22 protein-coding genes are annotated in these 19,203 nt (G+C 67.0%); 9 read left to right on the top strand and 13 right to left on the bottom strand.

All coding sequences use genetic code 11. The features are described from left to right. Positions 1–38: 38 nt before the first annotated feature. A complete protein-coding gene (locus AC1DNE_RS23595) occupies positions 39–1,331 on the bottom strand; it encodes an adenylosuccinate synthase (RefSeq protein ID WP_441472649.1) in 1,293 nt (430 codons plus the stop codon). Between the two features lie 239 nt (positions 1,332–1,570). Here AC1DNE_RS23595 and AC1DNE_RS23590 point away from each other — a divergent pair, with 239 nt between their 5' ends. The 3 genes from AC1DNE_RS23590 to AC1DNE_RS23580 all read left to right on the top strand — a co-directional run bounded on the left by AC1DNE_RS23590 (position 1,571) and on the right by AC1DNE_RS23580 (position 4,272). After that, on the top strand, positions 1,571–2,224 hold the full coding sequence (locus AC1DNE_RS23590; RefSeq protein ID WP_441472650.1) for a hypothetical protein: 654 nt from the start codon (positions 1,571–1,573) through the stop codon (positions 2,222–2,224). Positions 2,225–2,364: 140 nt separating this feature from the next. Further along, positions 2,365–3,576 carry an amidohydrolase gene (locus AC1DNE_RS23585; protein WP_441472651.1) on the top strand — a complete coding sequence of 404 codons (1,212 nt, stop codon included), beginning with the start codon at positions 2,365–2,367 and terminating at the stop codon, positions 3,574–3,576. Between the two features lie 117 nt (positions 3,577–3,693). Next, the gene (locus tag AC1DNE_RS23580; RefSeq protein ID WP_441472652.1) at positions 3,694–4,272 is read left to right on the top strand and encodes a tyrosine phosphatase family protein; all 579 of its coding nucleotides are present in this window, start codon (positions 3,694–3,696) and stop codon (positions 4,270–4,272) included. A 152-nt stretch (positions 4,273–4,424) separates the two neighbouring features. Here the strand turns inward: AC1DNE_RS23580 and AC1DNE_RS23575 are convergent, their stop codons facing one another. Further along, a complete protein-coding gene (locus tag AC1DNE_RS23575) occupies positions 4,425–6,110 on the bottom strand; it encodes a mucoidy inhibitor MuiA family protein (RefSeq protein WP_441472653.1) in 1,686 nt (561 codons plus the stop codon). Positions 6,111–6,299: 189 nt separating this feature from the next. After that, the gene (locus AC1DNE_RS23570; RefSeq protein WP_441472654.1) at positions 6,300–6,569 is read right to left on the bottom strand and encodes a hypothetical protein; all 270 of its coding nucleotides are present in this window, start codon (positions 6,567–6,569) and stop codon (positions 6,300–6,302) included. A 12-nt stretch (positions 6,570–6,581) separates the two neighbouring features. Here AC1DNE_RS23570 and AC1DNE_RS23565 point away from each other — a divergent pair, with 12 nt between their 5' ends. Then, complete coding sequence (locus tag AC1DNE_RS23565; RefSeq protein ID WP_441472655.1) at positions 6,582–6,962, top strand: PadR family transcriptional regulator; 381 nt, start codon at positions 6,582–6,584, stop codon at positions 6,960–6,962. 34 nt (positions 6,963–6,996) lie between these two features. On the opposite strand, the gene AC1DNE_RS23560 is transcribed toward AC1DNE_RS23565, so the two are convergent. The 3 genes from AC1DNE_RS23560 to AC1DNE_RS23550 all read right to left on the bottom strand — a co-directional run bounded on the left by AC1DNE_RS23560 (position 6,997) and on the right by AC1DNE_RS23550 (position 9,318). Next, a complete protein-coding gene (locus AC1DNE_RS23560) occupies positions 6,997–7,743 on the bottom strand; it encodes a F0F1 ATP synthase subunit A (RefSeq protein WP_441472656.1) in 747 nt (248 codons plus the stop codon). 143 nt (positions 7,744–7,886) lie between these two features. After that, complete coding sequence (locus AC1DNE_RS23555; RefSeq protein ID WP_441472657.1) at positions 7,887–8,204, bottom strand: DMT family transporter; 318 nt, start codon at positions 8,202–8,204, stop codon at positions 7,887–7,889. Positions 8,205–8,433: 229 nt separating this feature from the next. Then, positions 8,434–9,318, bottom strand: coding sequence for a type 1 glutamine amidotransferase (locus tag AC1DNE_RS23550; RefSeq protein ID WP_441472658.1), 885 nt, complete (start codon positions 9,316–9,318; stop codon positions 8,434–8,436). A 115-nt stretch (positions 9,319–9,433) separates the two neighbouring features. Between AC1DNE_RS23550 and AC1DNE_RS23545 the strand changes: the two genes are divergently transcribed. Next, positions 9,434–10,342 (top strand): DMT family transporter, encoded by a 909-nt coding sequence (locus tag AC1DNE_RS23545; RefSeq protein WP_441472659.1) that lies wholly within the window; start codon positions 9,434–9,436, stop codon positions 10,340–10,342. Positions 10,343–10,516: 174 nt separating this feature from the next. On the opposite strand, the gene bla is transcribed toward AC1DNE_RS23545, so the two are convergent. Next, positions 10,517–11,518: a class A beta-lactamase gene (gene bla / locus AC1DNE_RS23540; RefSeq protein WP_441472660.1), complete on the bottom strand. Its 1,002-nt coding sequence runs from the start codon at positions 11,516–11,518 to the stop codon at positions 10,517–10,519. A gap of 215 nt (positions 11,519–11,733) precedes the next feature. Here bla and AC1DNE_RS23535 point away from each other — a divergent pair, with 215 nt between their 5' ends. Both AC1DNE_RS23535 and AC1DNE_RS23530 read left to right on the top strand, forming a co-directional pair. After that, on the top strand, positions 11,734–12,156 hold the full coding sequence (locus AC1DNE_RS23535) for an antibiotic biosynthesis monooxygenase family protein (protein ID WP_441472661.1): 423 nt from the start codon (positions 11,734–11,736) through the stop codon (positions 12,154–12,156). Between the two features lie 28 nt (positions 12,157–12,184). Next, positions 12,185–13,045: a sigma-70 family RNA polymerase sigma factor gene (locus AC1DNE_RS23530; protein ID WP_476767147.1), complete on the top strand. Its 861-nt coding sequence runs from the start codon at positions 12,185–12,187 to the stop codon at positions 13,043–13,045. Here the strand turns inward: AC1DNE_RS23530 and AC1DNE_RS23525 are convergent. The 3 genes from AC1DNE_RS23525 to AC1DNE_RS23515 all read right to left on the bottom strand — a co-directional run bounded on the left by AC1DNE_RS23525 (position 13,003) and on the right by AC1DNE_RS23515 (position 16,226). Continuing rightward, the gene (locus tag AC1DNE_RS23525) at positions 13,003–13,293 is read right to left on the bottom strand and encodes a DUF1902 domain-containing protein (RefSeq protein WP_441472663.1); all 291 of its coding nucleotides are present in this window, start codon (positions 13,291–13,293) and stop codon (positions 13,003–13,005) included. The genes AC1DNE_RS23530 and AC1DNE_RS23525 overlap by 43 nt on opposite strands. Positions 13,294–13,295: 2 nt before the next feature. Continuing rightward, a complete protein-coding gene (gene serA / locus AC1DNE_RS23520) occupies positions 13,296–14,885 on the bottom strand; it encodes a phosphoglycerate dehydrogenase (RefSeq protein WP_441472664.1) in 1,590 nt (529 codons plus the stop codon). A gap of 162 nt (positions 14,886–15,047) precedes the next feature. Then, positions 15,048–16,226 (bottom strand): phosphoserine transaminase, encoded by a 1,179-nt coding sequence (locus tag AC1DNE_RS23515; protein WP_476767137.1) that lies wholly within the window; start codon positions 16,224–16,226, stop codon positions 15,048–15,050. 533 nt (positions 16,227–16,759) lie between these two features. Here AC1DNE_RS23515 and AC1DNE_RS23510 point away from each other — a divergent pair. After that, positions 16,760–17,155 (top strand): hypothetical protein, encoded by a 396-nt coding sequence (locus AC1DNE_RS23510; RefSeq protein ID WP_441472666.1) that lies wholly within the window; start codon positions 16,760–16,762, stop codon positions 17,153–17,155. 546 nt (positions 17,156–17,701) lie between these two features. Here AC1DNE_RS23510 and AC1DNE_RS23505 read toward each other — a convergent pair. Beyond that, positions 17,702–18,307, bottom strand: a complete 606-nt coding sequence (locus AC1DNE_RS23505) for a hypothetical protein (protein ID WP_441472667.1) — start codon at positions 18,305–18,307, stop codon at positions 17,702–17,704. Between the two features lie 3 nt (positions 18,308–18,310). Beyond that, the gene (locus tag AC1DNE_RS23500) at positions 18,311–18,562 is read right to left on the bottom strand and encodes a hypothetical protein (RefSeq protein WP_476767136.1); all 252 of its coding nucleotides are present in this window, start codon (positions 18,560–18,562) and stop codon (positions 18,311–18,313) included. Between the two features lie 176 nt (positions 18,563–18,738). Between AC1DNE_RS23500 and AC1DNE_RS23495 the strand changes: the two genes are divergently transcribed. Beyond that, on the top strand, positions 18,739–18,999 hold the full coding sequence (locus AC1DNE_RS23495) for a hypothetical protein (RefSeq protein ID WP_476841205.1): 261 nt from the start codon (positions 18,739–18,741) through the stop codon (positions 18,997–18,999). Between the two features lie 86 nt (positions 19,000–19,085). Here AC1DNE_RS23495 and AC1DNE_RS23490 read toward each other — a convergent pair whose 3' ends face one another. Further along, positions 19,086–19,187, bottom strand: a complete 102-nt coding sequence (locus AC1DNE_RS23490) for a DUF559 domain-containing protein (protein ID WP_476767146.1) — start codon at positions 19,185–19,187, stop codon at positions 19,086–19,088. Between the last annotated feature and the right edge of the window lie 16 nt (positions 19,188–19,203).

Here is a 19,203-nt window from a genome sequence, read left to right as displayed (position 1 = left end):
CGCTGATGACGGGCCGCGTCAACCCTCGAAGGGCAAGGTCACCCTTCGAACGGATTGTGGACGAGGATCGTGTCGTCGCGCTCCGGGCTGGTCGAAAGCACGGCGACGGTGGCGCCGATCAGCTCCTCGATGCGGCGGACATATTTGATCGCCTGCGCCGGAAGATCGGCCCAGGAGCGGGCGTTGGCGGTCGAGCCATCCCAGCCTTCGATGGTCTCGTAGATCGGCTCGACGCGGGCCTGGTCGGCCTGGCCGGCCGGCAGGTGTTCGAGGATCTGCCCGTCGAGCTTGTAGCCGACGCAGACCTTGATCTCCTTGAAGCCGTCGAGAATGTCGAGCTTGGTCAGGGCGATGCCGTCGATGCCGGAGGTCTTGACCGTCTGGCGCACCAGGCAAGCGTCGAACCAGCCGCAGCGCCGCTTGCGGCCGGTGACGACGCCGAACTCCTTGCCCTTCTGGCCAATCAGTTCGCCGATCTCGTCGAAGAGCTCGGTCGGGAAGGGGCCTTCGCCGACGCGGGTCGTATAGGCCTTGGCGATGCCGAGCACATAGCCGACGGCGGAGGGGCCGAGACCCGAGCCGGTTGCGGCCTGGCCGGCGACGATGTTCGAGGAGGTGACGAAGGGATAGGTGCCGTGGTCGACGTCGAGCAGCGCGCCCTGAGCGCCTTCGAACAGGATGCGCTTGCCGGCGCGGCGCTGCGCATCGAGCAGTGCCCAGACCGTGTCGGCATAGGGCAGCACCTCGGTGGCGATCGCCTTGAGCTGGGTCAGCAGCTCCTTGGCGTCGACCTCGCCGATGCCCAGCCCGCGGCGCAGCGCGTTGTGATGGGCCAGCAGCCGCTCGATCTTGGCTTCGAGCAGCGCAGGATCCTTGAGGTCGATGACGCGGATGGCGCGGCGGCCGACCTTGTCCTCATAGGCCGGGCCGATGCCGCGCTTGGTCGTGCCGATCTTCATGCCGGCATTCGAGGTCTCGCGGAAATGGTCGAGCTCGCGGTGCAGCGGCAGGATCAGCGTGGCGTTGTCGGCGATGCGAAGGTTATCCGGCGAGATCGCGACGCCCTGGGCGCGCAGCCGGCCGATCTCCTCGACGAGATGCCAGGGATCGACGACGACGCCGTTGCCGATGACCGAGAGCTTGCCCGGACGGACGATGCCGGAGGGCAGCAGCGAGAGCTTGTAGGTGACCCCGTCGATGACGAGGGTATGGCCGGCATTATGGCCGCCCTGGAACCTGACCACGACATCGGCTTGGCTCGACAGCCAGTCGACGATCTTGCCCTTGCCCTCGTCGCCCCACTGGGCGCCGACCACCACAACATTCGCCATGAGCGATGTGTCCCTGCTGTTGTACCGCGTTGCCTGTGCAAGCGGCCCGCGCAAATGCAAAACCCCGGCGCAAGGCCGGGGTTTCGGGGCAGGTCCTTGCAAGCCCTCATGGGCCAATAGGGCGCGCAGGTCAAGTTTTTCGGCATGTGCCCGATGAGGCCCGCCGGGGCGAAATGGTTAGGACCGGTGCCGATCCACCCGGCCTTGCTGCGGGAATACCGTTCTGCGACAAGGCCGCGATGGCTGTTCAGATCCAAGACAGAGGCTGCCCGGCAAAGGCCTGGTCCCTGCCACTCGCCCTCGCCGCGATGCTTGGAGTTTCGCCAGGGCGTTCGCAGGAGATTCCCGACCCGGCTTTCCTGGAGCGCATGGGCGACCACGCGCTGACGATACGGATGCAGGTCGAGTTCGCCGAGGCGGTGACCCGTTCGAAGCCCGGCGTGGTGAAGGCAATGGCGGCCAGAATTCGCGCTGAGGACGGTCCCCATATCGCAGCCTTGAGAGACCGCTTCCTGCGCGATGCCGCCGGTCCTCCCGGCCAGACCATCGCGCTCAGGCTCAATGCTTGTCAGCTTGCCGGGATCGCGCTGCGATCCATGATCGTCGAAACCGGGGCAGGGACCGCCAAGGCCGTCGTCAGGGCAGGCACGATCATGGTCGACGGGACGCTGGCCGACACTGATTTCGAAGACAATTTCCGGCGCTGCCAGATGATCAACAGGGTCGAGCGTCGGCAGCCGCTGATCCAGACGGATTGCCTGCAGACGGGCCGCGATTGCCCGGATGATCCCGATCAGCCGATGATCGACGCGCGGACCGAGCAGGCTGTCGAGCACGCCGGTGGACGGATCAGGGAATCACGAGAGAAGTCTGCACCCGCGAAGAAGGATTGAGGTTGCGGAGCCGGTTTCATTCGCAGGCCAGTCTGCTGCGGCATGGTCGATCTGTAGCATTTGCACGGTCATGCTGCCGCAATCGGGCGTAATAGCTGGGTCGGGCGTCACAGCCCGCAGGAGAGGGGATTTCATCGATCATGACCAAGCTCGACGACTGGCTCGGCCAACACCATGCCGCGTTCACGGCGATCCGCCGCGACATCCACGCCCATCCCGAACTCGGCCTGGAAGAGGTGCGCACCGCCAAGCTCGTCGCCGACAAGCTGCGCGAATGGGGCGTCGAGGTCACGGAGGCGGTCGGCAAGACCGGTGTCGTCGGCGTCATCCGCGGCACCCAGCCGGGCGAACGCGCCATCGGCCTGCGCGCCGACATGGACTGCCTGGCGCTGGAGGAGACCACCAACCTTCCCTATTCCTCGCGCAATCACGGCCGGATGCATGCCTGCGGCCATGACGGGCACACCACGATGCTGCTCGCGGCCGCGCAGTACCTCGCCGAGAACCGGGATTTCGCCGGCACCGTAAACCTGATCTTCCAGCCGGCCGAGGAAGGCCGCGGTGGCGCCAACGCCATGCTGGCGGATGGGCTGTTCGATCGCTTCCCCTGCGATGCGATCTATGGGCTGCACAACACGCCGGGGATGCCGGCCTCCAGCTTCGGCACCACCGTCGGCCCGTTCCTCGCGGCGGCGGATTCATGGAAGGTCACCTTCCATGGTCTCGGCGGCCATGGCGGTTCGCAGCCGCATCGCTCCACCGACATCACCTATGCGCAGGCGCATTTCGTGCTCGGCCTGCAGGGCATCGTCGGCCGAAACGTCGCGCCCCTCGACACGGCCGTGATCAGCGTCGGCTATATCCATGGCGGTGACGTCAACGCCTCGAACGTCATCCCTTCCGAACTCGTCATCGGCGGCACGGCGCGGACCTATTCGCAGGAGGTGCGCGACACCGTCGAGCGGCGCATCGCCGAACTCGCGGCGGCGACGGCGCAGGCCTGGGGCTGCAGGGCCGAAGCCCATTACCATCGCGGCACGAGCCCGCTGGTCAACGAGGCCGAGCAGGTCCGGGTCGCGGTTGCGGCGGCGAGCGCCGCGGTCGGGGCCGAGCATGTCAACGGCCAGCTGCGGCCGGGCACCGGCGGCGAGGACTTCGCCGAGATGATGCTGGTGCGGCCGGGCGCCTTCATGCGCATCGGCAACGGCGTCAATCCCGACGGCTCCTTCGTCGGCCTGCATACGCCGCTCTACGACTTCAACGACGCGATCATTCCGGACGGCGTGCGCTACTGGGTCGGCCTCGTCGACCAGGAGCTCGGCCAGGGCCTGCGGGCGATCGCGGCCGAGTGAACGAAGACAGATAGGGCGTCATTCTCGGGCGAAGCGGAGCGCAGACCCGGGAATCTCTTGAAGGAGATGTTCGGGCCGCGCCCGAGCATGGCGCCCGTCCTATCGCGGAGGCGTGCCATGAAGACCCTGACCATCTCGACCCTGACGATCTGCGGCATCGAGGAGCTGCCGGGCAACAGCGCCCGCGAGGTGACGCATGTGCTCTCGGTGCTCGATCCCGACCGTGCCGAGATCGAGGCATTCGGCGCCTATGGCGAGCACCATCGCGTGACGCTGCGCTTCCATGACATCATCGATCCGCGCCCCGGCCAGATCATGCCGGCGCCGGAGCATGTCGGCGAGGTCCTGCGCTTTGGCGAGGGCCTGCGCGAAACCGCCGCGGGGCGCGTGAAGGGCCATCTGCTGGTGCATTGCCATATGGGGGTCTCGCGCTCGACAGCGGCGATGCTGACCCTGATGGCGCAGGCCGATCCGGCCGAGGGCGAGGATGCGCTGTTCGAAAGGCTGCGCGAAATCCGTCCGCAGGCCTGGCCGAACTCGGTGATGGTCGGTTTCGCCGACGAGCAGCTCGGCCGCGACGGGCGACTGACCGAGGCGCTCCGCCGGCATTATGCCCACCAGCTCAAGATCCAGCCGAAGTACCGGAGCTGGATGGCCGAACTCGGCCGCGGGCGGGAAGTGGAGATGGCGGTCTGAGACAGGACGCCGTCAGGGCGGGGCGCGGTCATGCTCGGGCTTGACCCGAGCATCTCCCGACGGGGAGGCACCAGAGCCTCCTTCTGACGGAGATTCTCGGGTCTGCGCTTCGCTTCGCCCGAGAATGACGTGAAGGCTCGCGCTTCCTCGCTTCACCGACCGGGCAGCGGCTGCTCGTCATAGGAGAGCTCGCGGTCACCAGGCCATTTGAGGCGATAGGCGAGCTTGAGCTCCTTTTCGGCGCCGGGGGCGAGATCGAAGCTCCAGGACGAGACGCCGCGGCGGTCGCCGACCTGCTTCTCGGTTGGCGGCGTGGTCTGGGAGGCAATGGTCTCGACCGCGATGGCGGTGCTCTCCGAGAAGGGGATTCGCCCCAGCACCGTCACCTTCACCGGCCGGGCATGCAGGCTCTTCACGACGGTGCGGAACTCGCGCTGGTCGGTGCGGCTCTGGCCGAGCCAGCCGGGCTCGTTCTCGCGGCGCTTCACCGGGGCGTAGCTGACCTTGATCCGGTCGTCGGCGCCGAAGCCGAGCTCGAGCTTGTCGCCCGGCGCCACGAGCCCGAACTGGCCCATGCCGACATAGGTGCCGTCGCGATGCAGGGCGACGCGGCCGGGCAGGAGCGGGGCCTCCTCCTCATGGACGAAGCCGGCTTCCAGATAGGCTTTCTGCTCCAGCTCGGGCACGGTGCGGGCGGCAAGCGTCGCCTCCGCCTTGCGCTGGGTGAGGACCACGGTCTTCGGCGAGCCGTCCTGCGGAATCGAGGCGCGGCCGGGGACCTGGAAATTCGCCTGATAGGCGCCGGCTTCGATCGTCGCGACCTCGACCTCGGCCGGCCGTGCAGGCGCGGGGGCCGGAGAAATCGCACGCTGCGACTGTGCGGCCAGCGCCTCGGCCTCGGCCTTGGCGCGCGCGGCGGCCATTCCGGCGGGAGCGCGCGAGCGGCTTTCATAGATGGCGGGCGGCTCGAAGAAGGCGACCTGCACGGGGGCGAGATCGGGCGCGCGGGTGCCGCCGGCCGAGCGCGTGGTCGAGAGTGTCAGCGCGACATCGTCCCAGGCCTCGCCGCTGCGCTGGCGGATCTCGGCGCGGCGCGTCAGCGCGATCTCCGGCTTCTCGGCCGCGGTGGTCAGCCGTGCCTCATAGCTCGGCGTCCAGTTCGCACCGGTGACGCGATAGCTCACGGTGAATTCGGCCGCGACCGGCTGCGGCGCCTCGACCGCGATGGCGACATCGCGCTTCGGCGCGCCGGGGCGTCCGGTCTGCGGGCGGGCGCCCTCGAGCGCGGCGATCTCGGCCTCGACATCAGAGAGACGGCCACGCACGCCGCGCAGCTCGTCCTGGACCTTGACCAGTGCGGTGCCGATCGCCTCGAACACGGCCGGCCAATCGGCGACGGGCAGAGCCTTGCCATCCGGGCCGAGCTTGTCCGGTCCGGTCTGGGCGAAGCGCTCGACGGTGGCGCGCTTGGCCTCGATCGCGGCGATCTGGCTCTCGAACCTGTCCTTGTCGTCGTGCAGCGCCTTGAGCTTGCCCTCCAGCACCGTATCGAGCACCGGCCTGGCGTCGCCCGGCGTGGTGCGGACATCGACGGCGCCGACCGAGAAGGCGCCGCTGCCCTTGCCTTCGACGCGGAAGGAGGCGGGGTCGATCGTCGCCGGCAGGCCGCGCAATACGAGCTGAGAGGCGCCCTGCAGCAGCTCCGCCTTGCCGAGCCGCGTCACCACGGCACCGTCGGGATAGACCGTGACCCGGTCGATCCGGCTGGCAAGCTCGGTCTCGGCGGCGCTGGCGAAGCCGGGAGCGAGGATCAGGGCAGCGGCAATATAGTTCTTCACGTCATCATCCCCCAGAATCACAGTCACGCGACCGCGATGAACGCTGCCGAATCCGGCGCGCCCAAGGCCGAATTTGGCCGGAATGCGGATAGGAGGCGAGAGCAGAATGAGCGTCCTGCATTCGCATGAGCGTCGGCCGGGCGGCGAACGCCTGAAGACCGCCCGCAGGCGACAGTCTCCCGCCGCAGATTACCAAAGTGTAATTTCGATATATCTTGATTTGAGATATATCGCGATATAGTTTGCATGGGCATGAAGCACACAGACAGAGACGGTCACGACCGTCATCCCGACCCCCTCCGCGATAGGCGCGAGCACCGTCGGGGCCACCATCACCACCACGAACATGGACATGAACATGAACGCCGGGGACGCCGGGGGCGGCACGGCGGCAGGATGTTCGACTATGGCGAGCTTCGCCTGCTCATTCTCGCGATGCTCTCCGAGCAGCCCCGCCACGGATATGACCTGATGCGCGGGATCGAGGAGCGCACGGGCGGCAGCTACACGCCGAGCCCCGGCGTGATCTATCCGACGCTGCAATGGCTCGAAGACATGGGCTATGCCCGCGTCGCGGATGAGAGCGGAAGCCGGAAGAACTTCCTCGTCACCGCGGAAGGGGCTTCGTTCCTCGTCGCCAACCAGGCGGCGCTCGACAGCCTGCTGGCCCGCGTGAGCGCCGCCGGCGCGGCAACTCCGGGGGACGGCATTCCCGAGCGCGTCACGCGCGCCACGGAGAATCTGAAGGTTGCCCTGCGGCTGAGGCTGCGGCGCGGGTCGCTCGATGAAAGCGCGGCCGAAGCGATCGCCGCAGCCCTCGACGCGGCGGCGCTTGCCGTCGAGAGAAGCTGAAGGATCGGCGCGGCCGGCCCGGTCTGGCCCGGTGCTAGTGGCCGGGATGCAGCGCGTCGTTGAGATAGATGCAGGCGAGCACTGTGAAGACATAGGCCTGCAGCACCGCGACCATGAACTCGAAGGCGGTGAGCGCGACGGTCATGAGAAGCGGCAGCGGCGCCAGCAGCGAATAGCCGAAACCGGCCGCGAGCAGCGCCGCGACGAAGCTGCCGAAGACCTTCAGCGCGATATGGCCGCCGAGCAGGTTGGCGAAAAGGCGCAGGCTCAGCGAGATCGGCCGCGACAGGAAGGAGACGATCTCGATCAGCGTGATGAAGGGGAGGAGCCATTTCGGCACGTCCGACGGCACGAACAGCCGCAGGAAACCGAAGCCGTGGCGCAGCACGCCGTAGCCGATGACCGTCGCCATCACCAGCATCGCCAGCGCGAAGGTGACGACGATATGGCTGGTGACGGTGAAGGCGCCGGGGACCATGCCGAACAGGTTGAGCACCAGCACGAACATGAAGAGCGAGAAGATCAGCGGCAGGAAGCGCAGGCCCTCGCGCCCGGTCGCGTCGGTCAGGGTCCTGGCGACGAATTCGTAGAGCATCTCGGCCAGCGACTGGGCGCGGCCGGGGATGAGGGCGCGCGAGCGCGTCGCCCAGATCAGCCCGCCGCCGATCGCCGCGGTGGCGAGCGTCATCATCAGCGCGGCATTGGTGAAGCCGAGATCGAGCCCGCCGACGCGCAGCGGAATAAGGGCCTTGACGATGAACTGGTCGCTGGGATTGGCCAAGGGAGGGCCTCCGCTGCACGGGGTTGCGCGACGGCGCGGAGCATTCCGCGTCGTGGGGCCGTCCCCTATGTGTGCGAAGGCCGCGGGTCGTCCCGAGGCCCGGCCTGCTTAAAAAGCCGGCTGCGCTTTGGCAAGCGCGGCGGTCAGTGCGCCGACAGCTTCATCATGACGAGGCCGGAGACGATCAGCATGGCCGCGGCGATGCGCATCGGCGTCAGCGCCTCGCCGAGCACGGCGACGCCGACGATGAAGGCGCCGACGGCGCCGATGCCGGTCCAGATCGTATAGGCCGTGCCGAGCGGCAGGGTGCGCATCGCCAGCGAGAGCAGGGCGAAGCTGCCGACCATGGTGAGGATGGTGATCGCCGTCGGCACCGGACGGGAAAACCCGTCCGACTGCTTCATGGTGAAAGCCCAGACGACTTCGAGAAGGCCGGCAGAAAACAGGTAGAGCCACGCCATAGCGGTCCCCCATGAGTTGCCGGGTCGTCCCAGCACATTGCCCAGGTTGGGGGAGGTCGTGGCCTCACGGCCACTTACCTAGCCAGCGCTATTCGCGATGGCAAGGTTGCGGACAGCCGACGCGCCGGGCTGCCGAACAGGGGGGCGCAAATTCCTGGCCCTCATCCTGAGGCGCCGCGTCAGCGGCGTCCCGAAGGATGAGAGCTCGCGGGATGTTGGCGCCGAACGTTCAGGCGCGGCTGCGCGTGCTGGCGTGCGGCTTGATGCGGTGCTCGACGAAGTTGCGGAGTTCGGTGACGCGGCGCTCGGCGTCGAGCACCTCGCGGTCGAGCCCATGCGCCCAGGCGAGATCCTGCCGGCCGACAGGCTCCGCGTCGAGCGTGCGGAGGTCGTCGAGCCAGGCTTCCGTCGAGGCCTCGTCCTTGCGGAAGCCCTCCTCGATCAGCAGCGGCACCATGCGCCCGAGGATCGAAGCGACCTGCTTCAGCGGGAATTCCGGATGGTACTGCACGCCCCAGAAGGTGCCGCCATTGTGCTTGATCTCGGCCGCCTGCACCTGGCTGTAGGCGTTGGAGGCGAGGATGGTCGTGCCATGCGCGGGCAGGGCGATGGTGTCGAGATGGATCGCCGGGGCGTCGAAGGAGGACGGCCTGCTGTCGAGCAGCTTGTGGTTCCGGCCCGCCTCGGTCGGCGTGATCCGGCGGGCGAAGCCGACCTCGCGCCCCTTCGGATTGGCGGTGACGGTGCCGCCCGCCGCAACCGAGCCGATCTGGATGCCCCAGCAGGAGCCGAAGCAGGGCGTGCCGCTGGCATAGATTGCCCGCATCAGCTCGACCTGCCGCATCACCGCCGGGTCGGCCTTGTAGATGTGCAGGGCCGAGCCGGTGAGGAAAACGCCGTCATAGGATTCGAGCCCGGCGGCGTCCGGCAGGTTGGCGCCCTCGTCGGCCGGCAGGCAGATGTCGGAGACGATGCCGGGTGCAATCGCGGCGATCTCGGCGGCGTAGGCCTCGCCATAGGCCATGCCATAAGCCGTGCGCAGCCCTTCGCGATGCTCGTGTGTGTTGCCGTCGACGAAGAGCAGGCGGAGCGGGCGGGAGCTGGTCTGGATCATCGGGGAACTTCCGCAGGAATGCGCAGGGCGACGGGCAGGCTTGCGCCCGATCTCATATGAGAGGGGTCTCCTGCAAGGTTATTGCATGAGCCCTTTCTCGTGACAGGGCGGAATCGTGCACCCTTCCCCGACTTGGCTGCAACGCGCCTGGGCCAATGCCTACCTGCTGCTGATCCTGACGACGCTGATGTGGGGCGGCAATGCCGTGGCGAGCCGGCTTGCCGTCGGCAACATCTCGCCGATGGCATTGACGTCGTTCCGCTGGATCGCGGTGTGCCTGATCATGCCCTTCCTGCTGCGCGAGCAGCTCAGGAAACACTGGCCGGTGCTGCGCGCGCGCTGGCGCTACGTCGCGATGCTCGGCGTGCTCGGCTTCACCGCCTTCAACACGCTGATGTATCTTGCTGCCTATTCGACCTCGGCGATCAATATCGGCATTCTGCAGGGCTCGATCCCGGTCTTCGTGCTGATCGGCGCCCTCCTGGCCTATCGCACGCCGATCGGCAGCATGCAGGCGCTCGGCGTGGCGGTGACGCTGCTGGGCGTCGTCGTCACGGCAAGCCGCGGCGACATTCAGGTCCTGATGGGCTTTCGCTTCGCCGCAGGCGACCTGCTGATGATCCTCGCCTGCGCGCTCTACGCCAGCTACACCGTGGCGATCCGCAACCGGCCAGCGATTCCGGGCCTCGTCTTCTTCACGGCGGTGGCTTGCGTCGCCTGCCTTTTCTCCTTGCCGCTGCTCGCCGGCGAGATTGCGCTGGGCAAGTTCTATATCCCGACGGCGAAGGGCTGGGCGATTCTGGCCTTCACCGTGATCGGCCCCTCGATCCTGTCGCAGCTCCTTTTCATGCGCGCCATCGAGATCATCGGGCCCGGCCGGGCCGGCGTCTTCGTCAATCTCGTGCCGGTCTTCGCGCCGATTCTCGCGGTGCTGATCATCGGCGAGCCCTTCGGCCTCTATCACGCCCTGGCGCTTGCCCTCGTGCTCGGCGGCATTTTCATCGCGGAGCGGCTGGGGCGGTAGGAAGAGCCACCTCGCGAAGGATGCGGACAACTCACTGAGCCCTCATCCTGAGGAGCCATTCGGTTGGGAATGGCGTCTCGAAGGATGTTTCAGGAGGCTCGGGAACCGTCTGGAGCATCCTTCGAGACGTCGCATCGCGGCTCCTCAGGATGAGCGCTCGCCTTTTACGGCCTCTCAGCGCAGCGCCGAGACGGCGAGCCGCGCGACTGCGGCGTGGGCTGCGTCGCGTTCCTTCGCATCGGCCCGCGAGCCGGCGAGATAGACGACGATGACGAAGCGCCGCCCGTCCGGCAGCGTGGCGATGCCGATATCGTTGCTGGCGTGGTTGATGCCGTCCGTGGTCAGGCCGAGGCCGGTGCGGTGGGCGAGGCGCGAGCCCGCCGGCAGGCCCGCCTTGATCCTCTCGGCGCCGATCTTCATTTCGGCAGCGATCTTCTCGATGAAGGCGGTATGGGCGGGGTCGCGCAGCCAGGTGCCCTTGGCGAAGCCCTCCAGGAAGAGCGCGCTCGCCTCGGGCGTCGCGGCGTCGCGCTTGTCCTTCAGCGCCTTCGAGAGCGCGGCGATGCGGACTTCCGGCCTGAGCGCCTTGAGCTCGGCGCGGAAGCGCTTCTCGTCGACGGTCTCCCCCCAGGCAAAGCCCCGCAGACCGTAGATCTCGGGCTGGAACTGGCGCTCGTAGCGGTCGATCGACAGGCCGGTGATGCCGCCGTCGCGCAGCATCTTCGTCACCACCTGCGGGCCGCCGATCTCGCGCATCAGCAGGTCGGCCGCGGTGTTGTCGCTCTCGCCGGCGGCGAGGCGAACGAGCTCGCTCAGCGGATAGTCGTTGCGCTCGCCCTTGAAGGCCTTGGCGAGCGGGCTGCGGAACAGCGAGAAATCCTGGCGCGTAACGGTGATCGGCTGGTCGAGCCTGAACTTGCCGGCCTCGACCTGCTGCAGCACGGCGACTGCCAGCGGCAGCTTGAACACGCTCTGCATCGGAAAGGTCTCGGAGCCGCGATAGGACCATTGCTTGCGGTCCTTGAGGTCGAGCAGCGCGACGCCGAGCCGGCCCTGCGCCTGCCCTTCGATCGCGACGATCTCCTTGTCGAGTCTGGCCCTGTCCCAATCGGCGAGGGCGGGGAAGGCGGCGAGGCAGGCGAGGGCAGCGGCGGCGAGGCGGAGGCGGGCAGGCATGGGCGGTCCCTTGATGGCGAGGCCATCAGAGGGGAGGGACATTGCGGCGGCGTTGCGGCGGCAGGTTGGCCGAATCCATCCGCCGTAGCGGCGGGTTTCGAAAAAAACGTTCCGCCGCGGTTCCGATCGCGTGCGGCATTCGTCTTTGAAGATGGATGCCATGCCGACGCGTTCGGTGGCCCGGACATCGCATCCGGCACATGGAGGTTTGCGATATGGCGAAGACCGACGTCTTGCGCCGGGCGGTGTTGGCGCTGGGCTTCGCTGGCAACCTCATCGCGTCTGTACCCTCTCGCGCCCGGACCAAAGGAACGGCCATGGAAACCAAGATGTCCGCAGCGGGCGGCAGCATCGCGCTCGTGAACGTCTTCACCGTGCAGCCCGCCGACCAGCCGCGGCTGGCGGAGATCTTGCGCGAAGGCACGGAAGACTTCTTCAGCAAGCAGCCGGGGTCGCTCTCATCCTCCGTTCTGGTTGGCCGCGATGGCCGGCGGGTGGTGAACTATTCGCGCTGGCGCAGTGCCGACGATATCGCGGCATTCCGGGAAACCGAGTACTTCAAGGCGTATCTCGCGCGGATCGGCTCCCTCGCCACCGTCGAGACGATGCTATGCGACGTCGGATTCTCCCATGGCTGATAGAGTGGCGGGCAGTGCCGCGCCGGGCGTGTTGAGCGAAGCGATCGCGCGGCTGCGGCCGCGCCTTCACCGCTATTGCGCCCGGATGATGGGCTCGGCGGTCGAAGGAGAGGACGTCGTGCAGGACGCGCTCCTCAAGGCTGCCGAAGCCTGGAGCGACGTCGCCCCCGTCGACAACCCGGACGGCTGGCTGTTCCGCATCGCGCATAACGCCGCGCTCGATGCGCTCCGGCGCCGCGCCCGCCGCGCCGAGCTGGAGCGCGAGGATGAGGAAGACATGGTGGCGCCGCAGCTGGCCAGTGTCGATCCGCTCGCGACCCGGGCCAGCCTGCAGACGCTCGCGCGCCTGCCGGTCGCGCAGCGCAGCGCCGTCACGCTGCGCGACGTGCTCGATTTCTCGGTGGACGAGATCGCGCAGCTTCTGGAGCTGAGCCCGCCCGCGGTCAAAGGCCTGCTGCAACGCGGGCGACAACGGCTCGCGGAGATCGCGCAGGAGCCCGGAGACATGCGGGCGCCGCAGCTCGCACCGGCCGAGCGCAGGCGGCTGGAGGCCTATGTCGCGCGGTTCAATGCGCATGATTTCGACGCCGTCCGCGCGATGCTGGCCGAGGATGTCCGCCTGGATCTCGTCAACCGCCTGCAACTGCGCGGCCGCGACGAGGTCGCGCCCTATTTCGGGCGCTACGACACCGCCACGCACTGGCGCTGCGCGTCCGGGATCGTGGACGGGAAACCGGCCGTGCTGATGCTCGACGCTGAGGACGGCGAGGGACCGCCGCTCTATTTCGTGACGCTGGAATGGCGCGGCGAGCAGATCGTCGCGATCAGGGATTTCCTGTTCGCGCGCTACGTGCTGGAGAGCGCCGAAATCGCGGTGTCGGCGGGCTGAACGGGAGCCTCATCGGCGCAGAGCGCAAGCTCCACCGGGCAGTCCTCGATGCCGAAGCATTCCGGCAGGAGCTGCTTCAGGCGCTCGCGCAGGGCATCGAGCGATTCGGCTTCGGTGACGATGCCGAGCTCGCCGGTATCCATGGCGTACCAGAGGCCCGCCGCCTCGTCGCGGCGAACCTCGAAGCGGATCGGCGCCAGCGCCGCCTCCTGGCGGGAGGTGACGATGGCGCGCAAGGGGTTGAGCACGATCAGAACCTGAGCCGACGCGCGCGCTTGACCATCGGGATCTCGTGGATCTTGGCGAGCAGCTCGTCCGAGATCGGCTCGTCGACCGAGACGTAGCAGATCGCGTCGCCGCCCGGCTTGTCGCGGCCAAGCGAGAAGGTCGCGACGTTGACGCCGGCGCCGCCGAGCAGCGAGCCGAACTGGCCGATGAAGCCCGGCTTGTCGGCGTTGCGGACATAGAGCATGTGCGGCGCGAACTCGGCATCAACGGCGATGTCGCGGATCTCGACGATGCGCGGCTTGCCGTCATGGAAGACCGTGCCCGACGCATGGCGCGGCATGTCCTCGGCCTCGACGACGATGCGGATGACGCTTTCGAGATTGCCGGCGACGTCGCGGGTCAGTTCCTCGACAACGATGCCCTTCTCCTTGGCGATCAGCGCGGCGTTGACCATGTTGATCTCGGGCAGGAAGGGCCTGAGCACGCCGGTGATCGCGGCGGCCGAGATCGCCTTGAGGTTGAGGCTCGCGACCGCGCCCTCATACTCGATGCGGATGCCCTTGACGGCGGCCTCGGTGAGCTGGCCGAGGAAGGAGCCGAGCTTCTCCGCCAGATCGACGAAGGGCTTGATGCGGGGAGCTTCCTCGGCCGAGATCGACGGGAAGTTGACCGCGTTGGTGATGGCGCCCTTGAGCAGGTAATCGCTCATCTGCTCGGCGACCTGCAGGGCTACGTTCTCCTGCGCCTCGTTGGTCGAGGCGCCGAGATGCGGCGTGCAGACGACGTTCTCCAGCCCGAAGAGCGGGTTCGTCTCGGCCGGCTCCTGCGAGAACACGTCGAAGGCCGCACCCGCGACATGGCCGGACTTGATAAGATCGGCCAGCGCCTGCTCGTCGACGAGGCCGCCGCGGGCGCAGTTGATGATGCGCACGCCCTTCTTCGTCTTCGCCAGCGCCTCGGCCGAGAGGATGTTCCTGGTCTTCTCGGTCATCGGGACGTGCAGCGTGATGAAGTCGGCGCGCTTCAGCAGCTCGTCGAGCTCGACCTTCTCGACGCCCAGCGCCACGGCGCGCTCCGGCGAGAGATAGGGGTCATAGGCGATGACGCGCATCTTGAGGCCGATGGCGCGCTCGGCGACGATCGAGCCGATATTGCCGGCGCCGATCAGGCCGAGCGTCTTGGCCGTGATCTCGACGCCCATGAAGCGGTTCTTCTCCCACTTGCCGCCTTGCGTGGAGACATCCGCCGAGGGGATCTGGCGGGCGAGCGCGAACATCATGGCGATGGCGTGCTCGGCGGTGGTGATCGAGTTGCCGAAGGGCGTGTTCATCACGATCACGCCGCGCGAGGTGGCGGCGGGGATCTCGACATTGTCGACGCCGATGCCGGCGCGGCCGATGACCTTCAGGTTCTTGGCCTGCTCGAGCAGCTTGGCGGTGACCTTGGTGGCCGAGCGGATGGCGAGGCCGTCATACTCGCCGATGATCGCGGCGAGCTTGTCCTTGTCCTTGCCGAGGGCGGGATCGAAGGTCACGTCGATGCCGCGATCCTTGAAGATCTGCACGGCGGCGGGGGAGAGGGCGTCGGAAATCAGGACTTTCGGTGCGGGCATGGGAGGCTCCGGCTGGCGCCGCGCTGCACGGGGAGCGTTCGGCGCTTGAAGGGGGAGGGCGTCATGGCCGGGCTTGACCCGGCCATCTCGGGACGCGGAGGCGCAGGGCAGCGCCTCTTCTTGAGAGAGATGGTTGGGTCAAGCCCGACCATGACGGCCCGGTCAGGCCGCCTTCTTGCCCAGGCCCGCCTTGGCCTCGGCGAAGGCATATTCGATCCAGGGCAGCAGCGCCTTGACGTCGCGCGACTGCACGGTCGCGCCGCACCAGATGCGCAGGCCGGGAGGGGCGTCGCGGTAATGGCCGAGATCGTAGCCGGCGCCGGCCTTCTCGATGATCGAGACGACCTGCTTGGCGAAGGCCGCCTGAGCATCCGGCGCCAGCGCGGTGACGGCCGGGTCGGTGAACTTCAGGCACACCGAGGTGTTGGAGCGCGTCTTCGGCTTCACCGCGAGGAAGTCGATCCAGTCGCTCTCGCGCACGAACTTGGCGATGACGCGGGCGTTGCCGTCGGCGCGCTTCACCAGCCCGTCCAATCCGCCGACCTTCTTCGCCCAGTTCAGCGCATCGATGTAATCCTCGACCGCGAGCATGGAGGGGGTGTTGATCGTCTCACCCTGGAAGATGCCCTCGATCAGCTTGCCGCCCGAGGTCATGCGGAAGATCTTCGGCAGCGGCCAGGCCGGCTTGTAGGTCAGGAGCCGCTCGACCGCGCGGGGCGAGAGCACGATCATGCCATGCGCGGCCTCGCCGCCGAGCACCTTCTGCCAGGAGAAGGTGACGACATCGAGCTTGGGCCAGTCGAGGCGCTGGGCGAAGGCGGCGGAGGTGGCGTCGCAGATGGTCAGCCCCTCGCGGTCATCGGCGATCCAGCTCGCGTCGACGACGCGCACGCCCGAGGTGGTGCCGTTCCAGGTGAAGACGACGTCGCGGTTCTTCGTGTCGACCTTCTTGAGGTTCGGCAGTTCGCCGTAGGGCGCCTCGAAGGTGCGGACATCCGCGAGCTTGAGCTGCTTGACGACATCGGTGACCCAGCCGGCGCCGAAGCTTTCCCAGCTGACCATGTCGACGCCGCGGGCGCCGAGCAGGCTCCACAGCGCCATCTCGACGGCGCCGGTGTCGGAGGCCGGCACGATACCGATGCGGTAATCAGAGGGGACCTGCAGCACCTCGCGGGTGAGGTCGATCGCGGCCTTCAGCTTGTCCTTGCCGATCTTGGCGCGGTGCGAGCGGCCGAGCGGGGCGTCGGAGAGGCCCTTGAGGGTCCAGCCGGGGCGCTTGGCGCAGGGGCCAGACGAGAAGTTAGGCACGCGCGGGCGCGTGGTCGGTGCGGTATTCGCCATCGATGTCTCCATCCTTACAGATGGGCGCGCCCCGTTGGGGGGGCGTGTCCCGTCGATGGGGGTAGAGCCGCTGGGGGGCGGGAGTCAAGCGGCGGGTGCATATGTGTGAAACGAACAATCATATGGCAATGAAGCGGGATTAGCCGGGACTATCCGGGATCAGGCGGAAAGCGGCGGCGCTGCAAGAACTTAGGCGGGGCGCGGCGTGGCCAATATTGCCATTTGATTGTTCGCAGATTTCGGGGCCAGCAATCCCTAAAGCCAGAATGCCGGAAATCGGGCCTGCCGCTAACCCTTTGAAAAATCGTCCCGGCGCTCTCCGGAACTGTCACGATTCTACCTGGTGCCGCAGCCAAGCATGACAGTTGCGGAAAAGGTAACGAATCCAATTGGAGGCGTACCTAGAGCGAGCGGAATCCCAATTCCCGAACTGTCACGCTGAATCACTCTCGAACAATGCACTCGAAAGCTATCCGCGGCAGCTCGACTCCGGTGAGGCTGAGCGTCTGCAACGGGTCGATAGCAGAAGTCGCTTGAGCGGCATTCAGCTTCGCGCCAACTTGTTGCCCGCACTGCGGCGAGGTTGGTGGATGAGGCTCAAAGTCAGCTTGTTCGAGGTGGCCATATCGCTGCTTTTTGGCCTGTTGCTGATCGCCTTGATCTACGACCTCAACTCCGCTTGGCATGCCCGCGCGTGTTCTGAGCCCCCAGTCGGCTCCAGTGGGTGCTACCCTTGGGGCGGCGAAGGTCCTGTAGCGGGCTCGCCCGAGTATCGTTCCAAGGATGCCTATATCAAATCCGGGTTGGCCTCCTGCTTGACCTTGGCCGTGGGGATGGCGGTTCCGTTTTTCATGACCCGCATACGCTACAGCCTGTTCGGGATTGTTCTGGTGCTTCTGGCTGGGCGGCTGTTGGCCAGCGTCGTTTGAATTCGAGGCCCAAGAACCGGTGTCTGCAATGGGTCGTTACCGGACCTCTGGCGGTAACTCCCCGCCGTTCTTCGCGGCTGTTCCTCGCCGCTGCCGTGCAAGCCATATAGGCAGGCGAATGAGACCAACTCCCACTAGCCAACTAGCGCCGATCACGAGACACGCCGGCATCCATCCTCCGAGCGGCCCTCGAACAACGCCGGAAATCAGGAATATGAACATGGAGCCGCCCAGTACGTTCGTCCCGCGCGGAAGACGGCCAAGGACCATCCCCCCGATTAGCGGCAAAAGCCAATATGGCCGCAACCCAGCAGCGCTGAGGGCCAATAGAGCCAAAAGATAGAGGGGAAGCCCCCAAGCCACGCAGATTATTACGACCGCGAGGTCGAATGATTTTCGCACTATCACCTGGCTCTGCTCTAGGGTTGGCTTTCCTAGCACCCCACATGAACGCCAGCCGCTCGGCCAAAATTAGTATGAGAATGCTAAGGTCCGCAACGGGTCGAAAGCGTACCTTGAGGCCCATTCCCGAACTGTCATGCCAAATCACGGCCCTGGGTGACGGAAACGCTCAACGGCCCGCCGTGCGAGATCGTCCTCGTCGATCGCCACCGCAGCGTAGCTGGCGACGATGTAGGCCAGCCGGGTTCGCTCGCGCTCGATATCATCATCCGCCACCGAACTTTTCACTTCGGCCCATGCCGCATCGAGCGCCGCTTGAGCCCGAGCCACGTCGGCCGGATCGCTGAAAGTCGAGAACGGAATTTTCCAGGCCTCCTTGAACGGCCGCGTTCTATCAATCGGCTTGCCGCCAGTCACGATCTCGATCGCGTAGAGCGACGCTCTTGCGCGCCGTTCGAGCTCGTTGCCGCTCGGCTGGTCGAGGGCCAGACCATAGGGATTGATCGGCTTGTCGATGCGCTGGCCACCGCAATCCATCGCGAAGGCATCGGCGACCTCGGGTCGGGTGAAGCACCAATGCATGATACCCCTGCCGGTCGTCGTGACGTGATCGAACCAGGCCGCCCAGCGGTACATGATCCCGGCCGCGCCATGGAGGCCGGAAAGAGGCACGACGATCCGGACCTGGAAGGGATGCGAGCGGTCGCGATGCTTATCCGTGATCTCGCCCTTGCGCCTGGTCACAGCCATCGCTCAATCGCCCGTCATCGTCATCTCGGCGTCGATAGCCTTCATCTTCGGATTGGCGGCGCAGAAGGCCCTGATCTTCTCCGCCACAGCGGCGGAGTGCTCGCTCTTCTTGTGCGCGCCGGACTTCAGCCAGTCGGCGCAGCTCAGCTCCCGGTCGGTGATCTGGGCGGCCGTCGGGGTGGCGAGGAGGAGGCCGGCGAAGGCGGCGAGCAAGGCGAGGCGGGGCATGGTCGGGTCCTGAATGGGCAGCCGCATCACAGGCCTGCCTTGAGCGGCGCTCCTGCCTTGCGTCGCGGCCGCATGCAAATGCGATTGTCGCGGCCCCGCTGTGCGGGCAGGGCAGTGCGGCCGGGTGAGCGCGGCCAAGGGGGCAGGCAGGGGCCGGCGTTTCGTGATAGGCAGCGGCTCATCCCGAAACAGGTTACGAGACCATGGCCAAGAAAACCCCCGAACAGCTCGCCCAGGAATTCGAGGGCCGCAAGGCCAAGGGGCTGGCCAAGGGCGGGGCCGCGTACTGGCCCAACATCATCGCCAATGCCGTGCTGAAGCTCACCGCGGCGCGGGCCGAGATCACGCCCGAGACGCTGATCGAGATGATCGAGCGCGAGGCGCCGACGCTGGAGGTCACGGTCCGGTCCGGCGCGGTGGAGGCGGTCGCGCGGCTGAAGCAGGCCGTCGCCAAGCGGGCGTGAGCGCGGGTGAAGGCCCGCGGGGAACCCTTCTCCCGTGTGGGAGAAGGGCAGGGACGAGGGACTGCTGCTGCCGATGAAGGCTCTACCTATCCGCCTATTGCTGTGCGGATGGTGGCGAGGACATCGTCCCGGCTATCCATGACCTCGGCATTGCTGAAGCGCACAAGCTTGAACCCGTGCCGCTCGATTTCCGCGGTCCTTGCC

The sequence above is a fragment of the Allobosea sp. 05L423 genome, from assembly GCF_056397745.1.
Note: the sequence above shows the minus strand (reverse complement) of the source record. Positions and strands in the feature narration are given on the sequence as shown.

Coding starts and splice junctions, on each gene's coding strand:
- bla (WP_441472660.1), bottom strand. CDS start 11,518: ATGCCTGCCCGCCTCCGCCTCGCCGCCGCTGCCCTCGCCTGCCTCGCC.
- serA (WP_441472664.1), bottom strand. CDS start 14,885: ATGCCCGCACCGAAAGTCCTGATTTCCGACGCCCTCTCCCCCGCCGCC.
- AC1DNE_RS23535 (WP_441472661.1), top strand. CDS start 11,734: ATGGCGAAGACCGACGTCTTGCGCCGGGCGGTGTTGGCGCTGGGCTTC.
- AC1DNE_RS23550 (WP_441472658.1), bottom strand. CDS start 9,318: ATGATCCAGACCAGCTCCCGCCCGCTCCGCCTGCTCTTCGTCGACGGC.
- AC1DNE_RS23565 (WP_441472655.1), top strand. CDS start 6,582: ATGCGCGGGATCGAGGAGCGCACGGGCGGCAGCTACACGCCGAGCCCC.
- AC1DNE_RS23585 (WP_441472651.1), top strand. CDS start 2,365: ATGACCAAGCTCGACGACTGGCTCGGCCAACACCATGCCGCGTTCACG.
- AC1DNE_RS23595 (WP_441472649.1), bottom strand. CDS start 1,331: ATGGCGAATGTTGTGGTGGTCGGCGCCCAGTGGGGCGACGAGGGCAAG.
- AC1DNE_RS23590 (WP_441472650.1), top strand. CDS start 1,571: ATGGCTGTTCAGATCCAAGACAGAGGCTGCCCGGCAAAGGCCTGGTCC.
- AC1DNE_RS23500 (WP_476767136.1), bottom strand. CDS start 18,562: ATGCGGCTGCCCATTCAGGACCCGACCATGCCCCGCCTCGCCTTGCTC.
- AC1DNE_RS23505 (WP_441472667.1), bottom strand. CDS start 18,307: ATGGCTGTGACCAGGCGCAAGGGCGAGATCACGGATAAGCATCGCGAC.
- AC1DNE_RS23515 (WP_476767137.1), bottom strand. CDS start 16,226: ATGGCGAATACCGCACCGACCACGCGCCCGCGCGTGCCTAACTTCTCG.
- AC1DNE_RS23580 (WP_441472652.1), top strand. CDS start 3,694: ATGAAGACCCTGACCATCTCGACCCTGACGATCTGCGGCATCGAGGAG.
- AC1DNE_RS23495 (WP_476841205.1), top strand. CDS start 18,739: ATGGCCAAGAAAACCCCCGAACAGCTCGCCCAGGAATTCGAGGGCCGC.
- AC1DNE_RS23555 (WP_441472657.1), bottom strand. CDS start 8,204: ATGGCGTGGCTCTACCTGTTTTCTGCCGGCCTTCTCGAAGTCGTCTGG.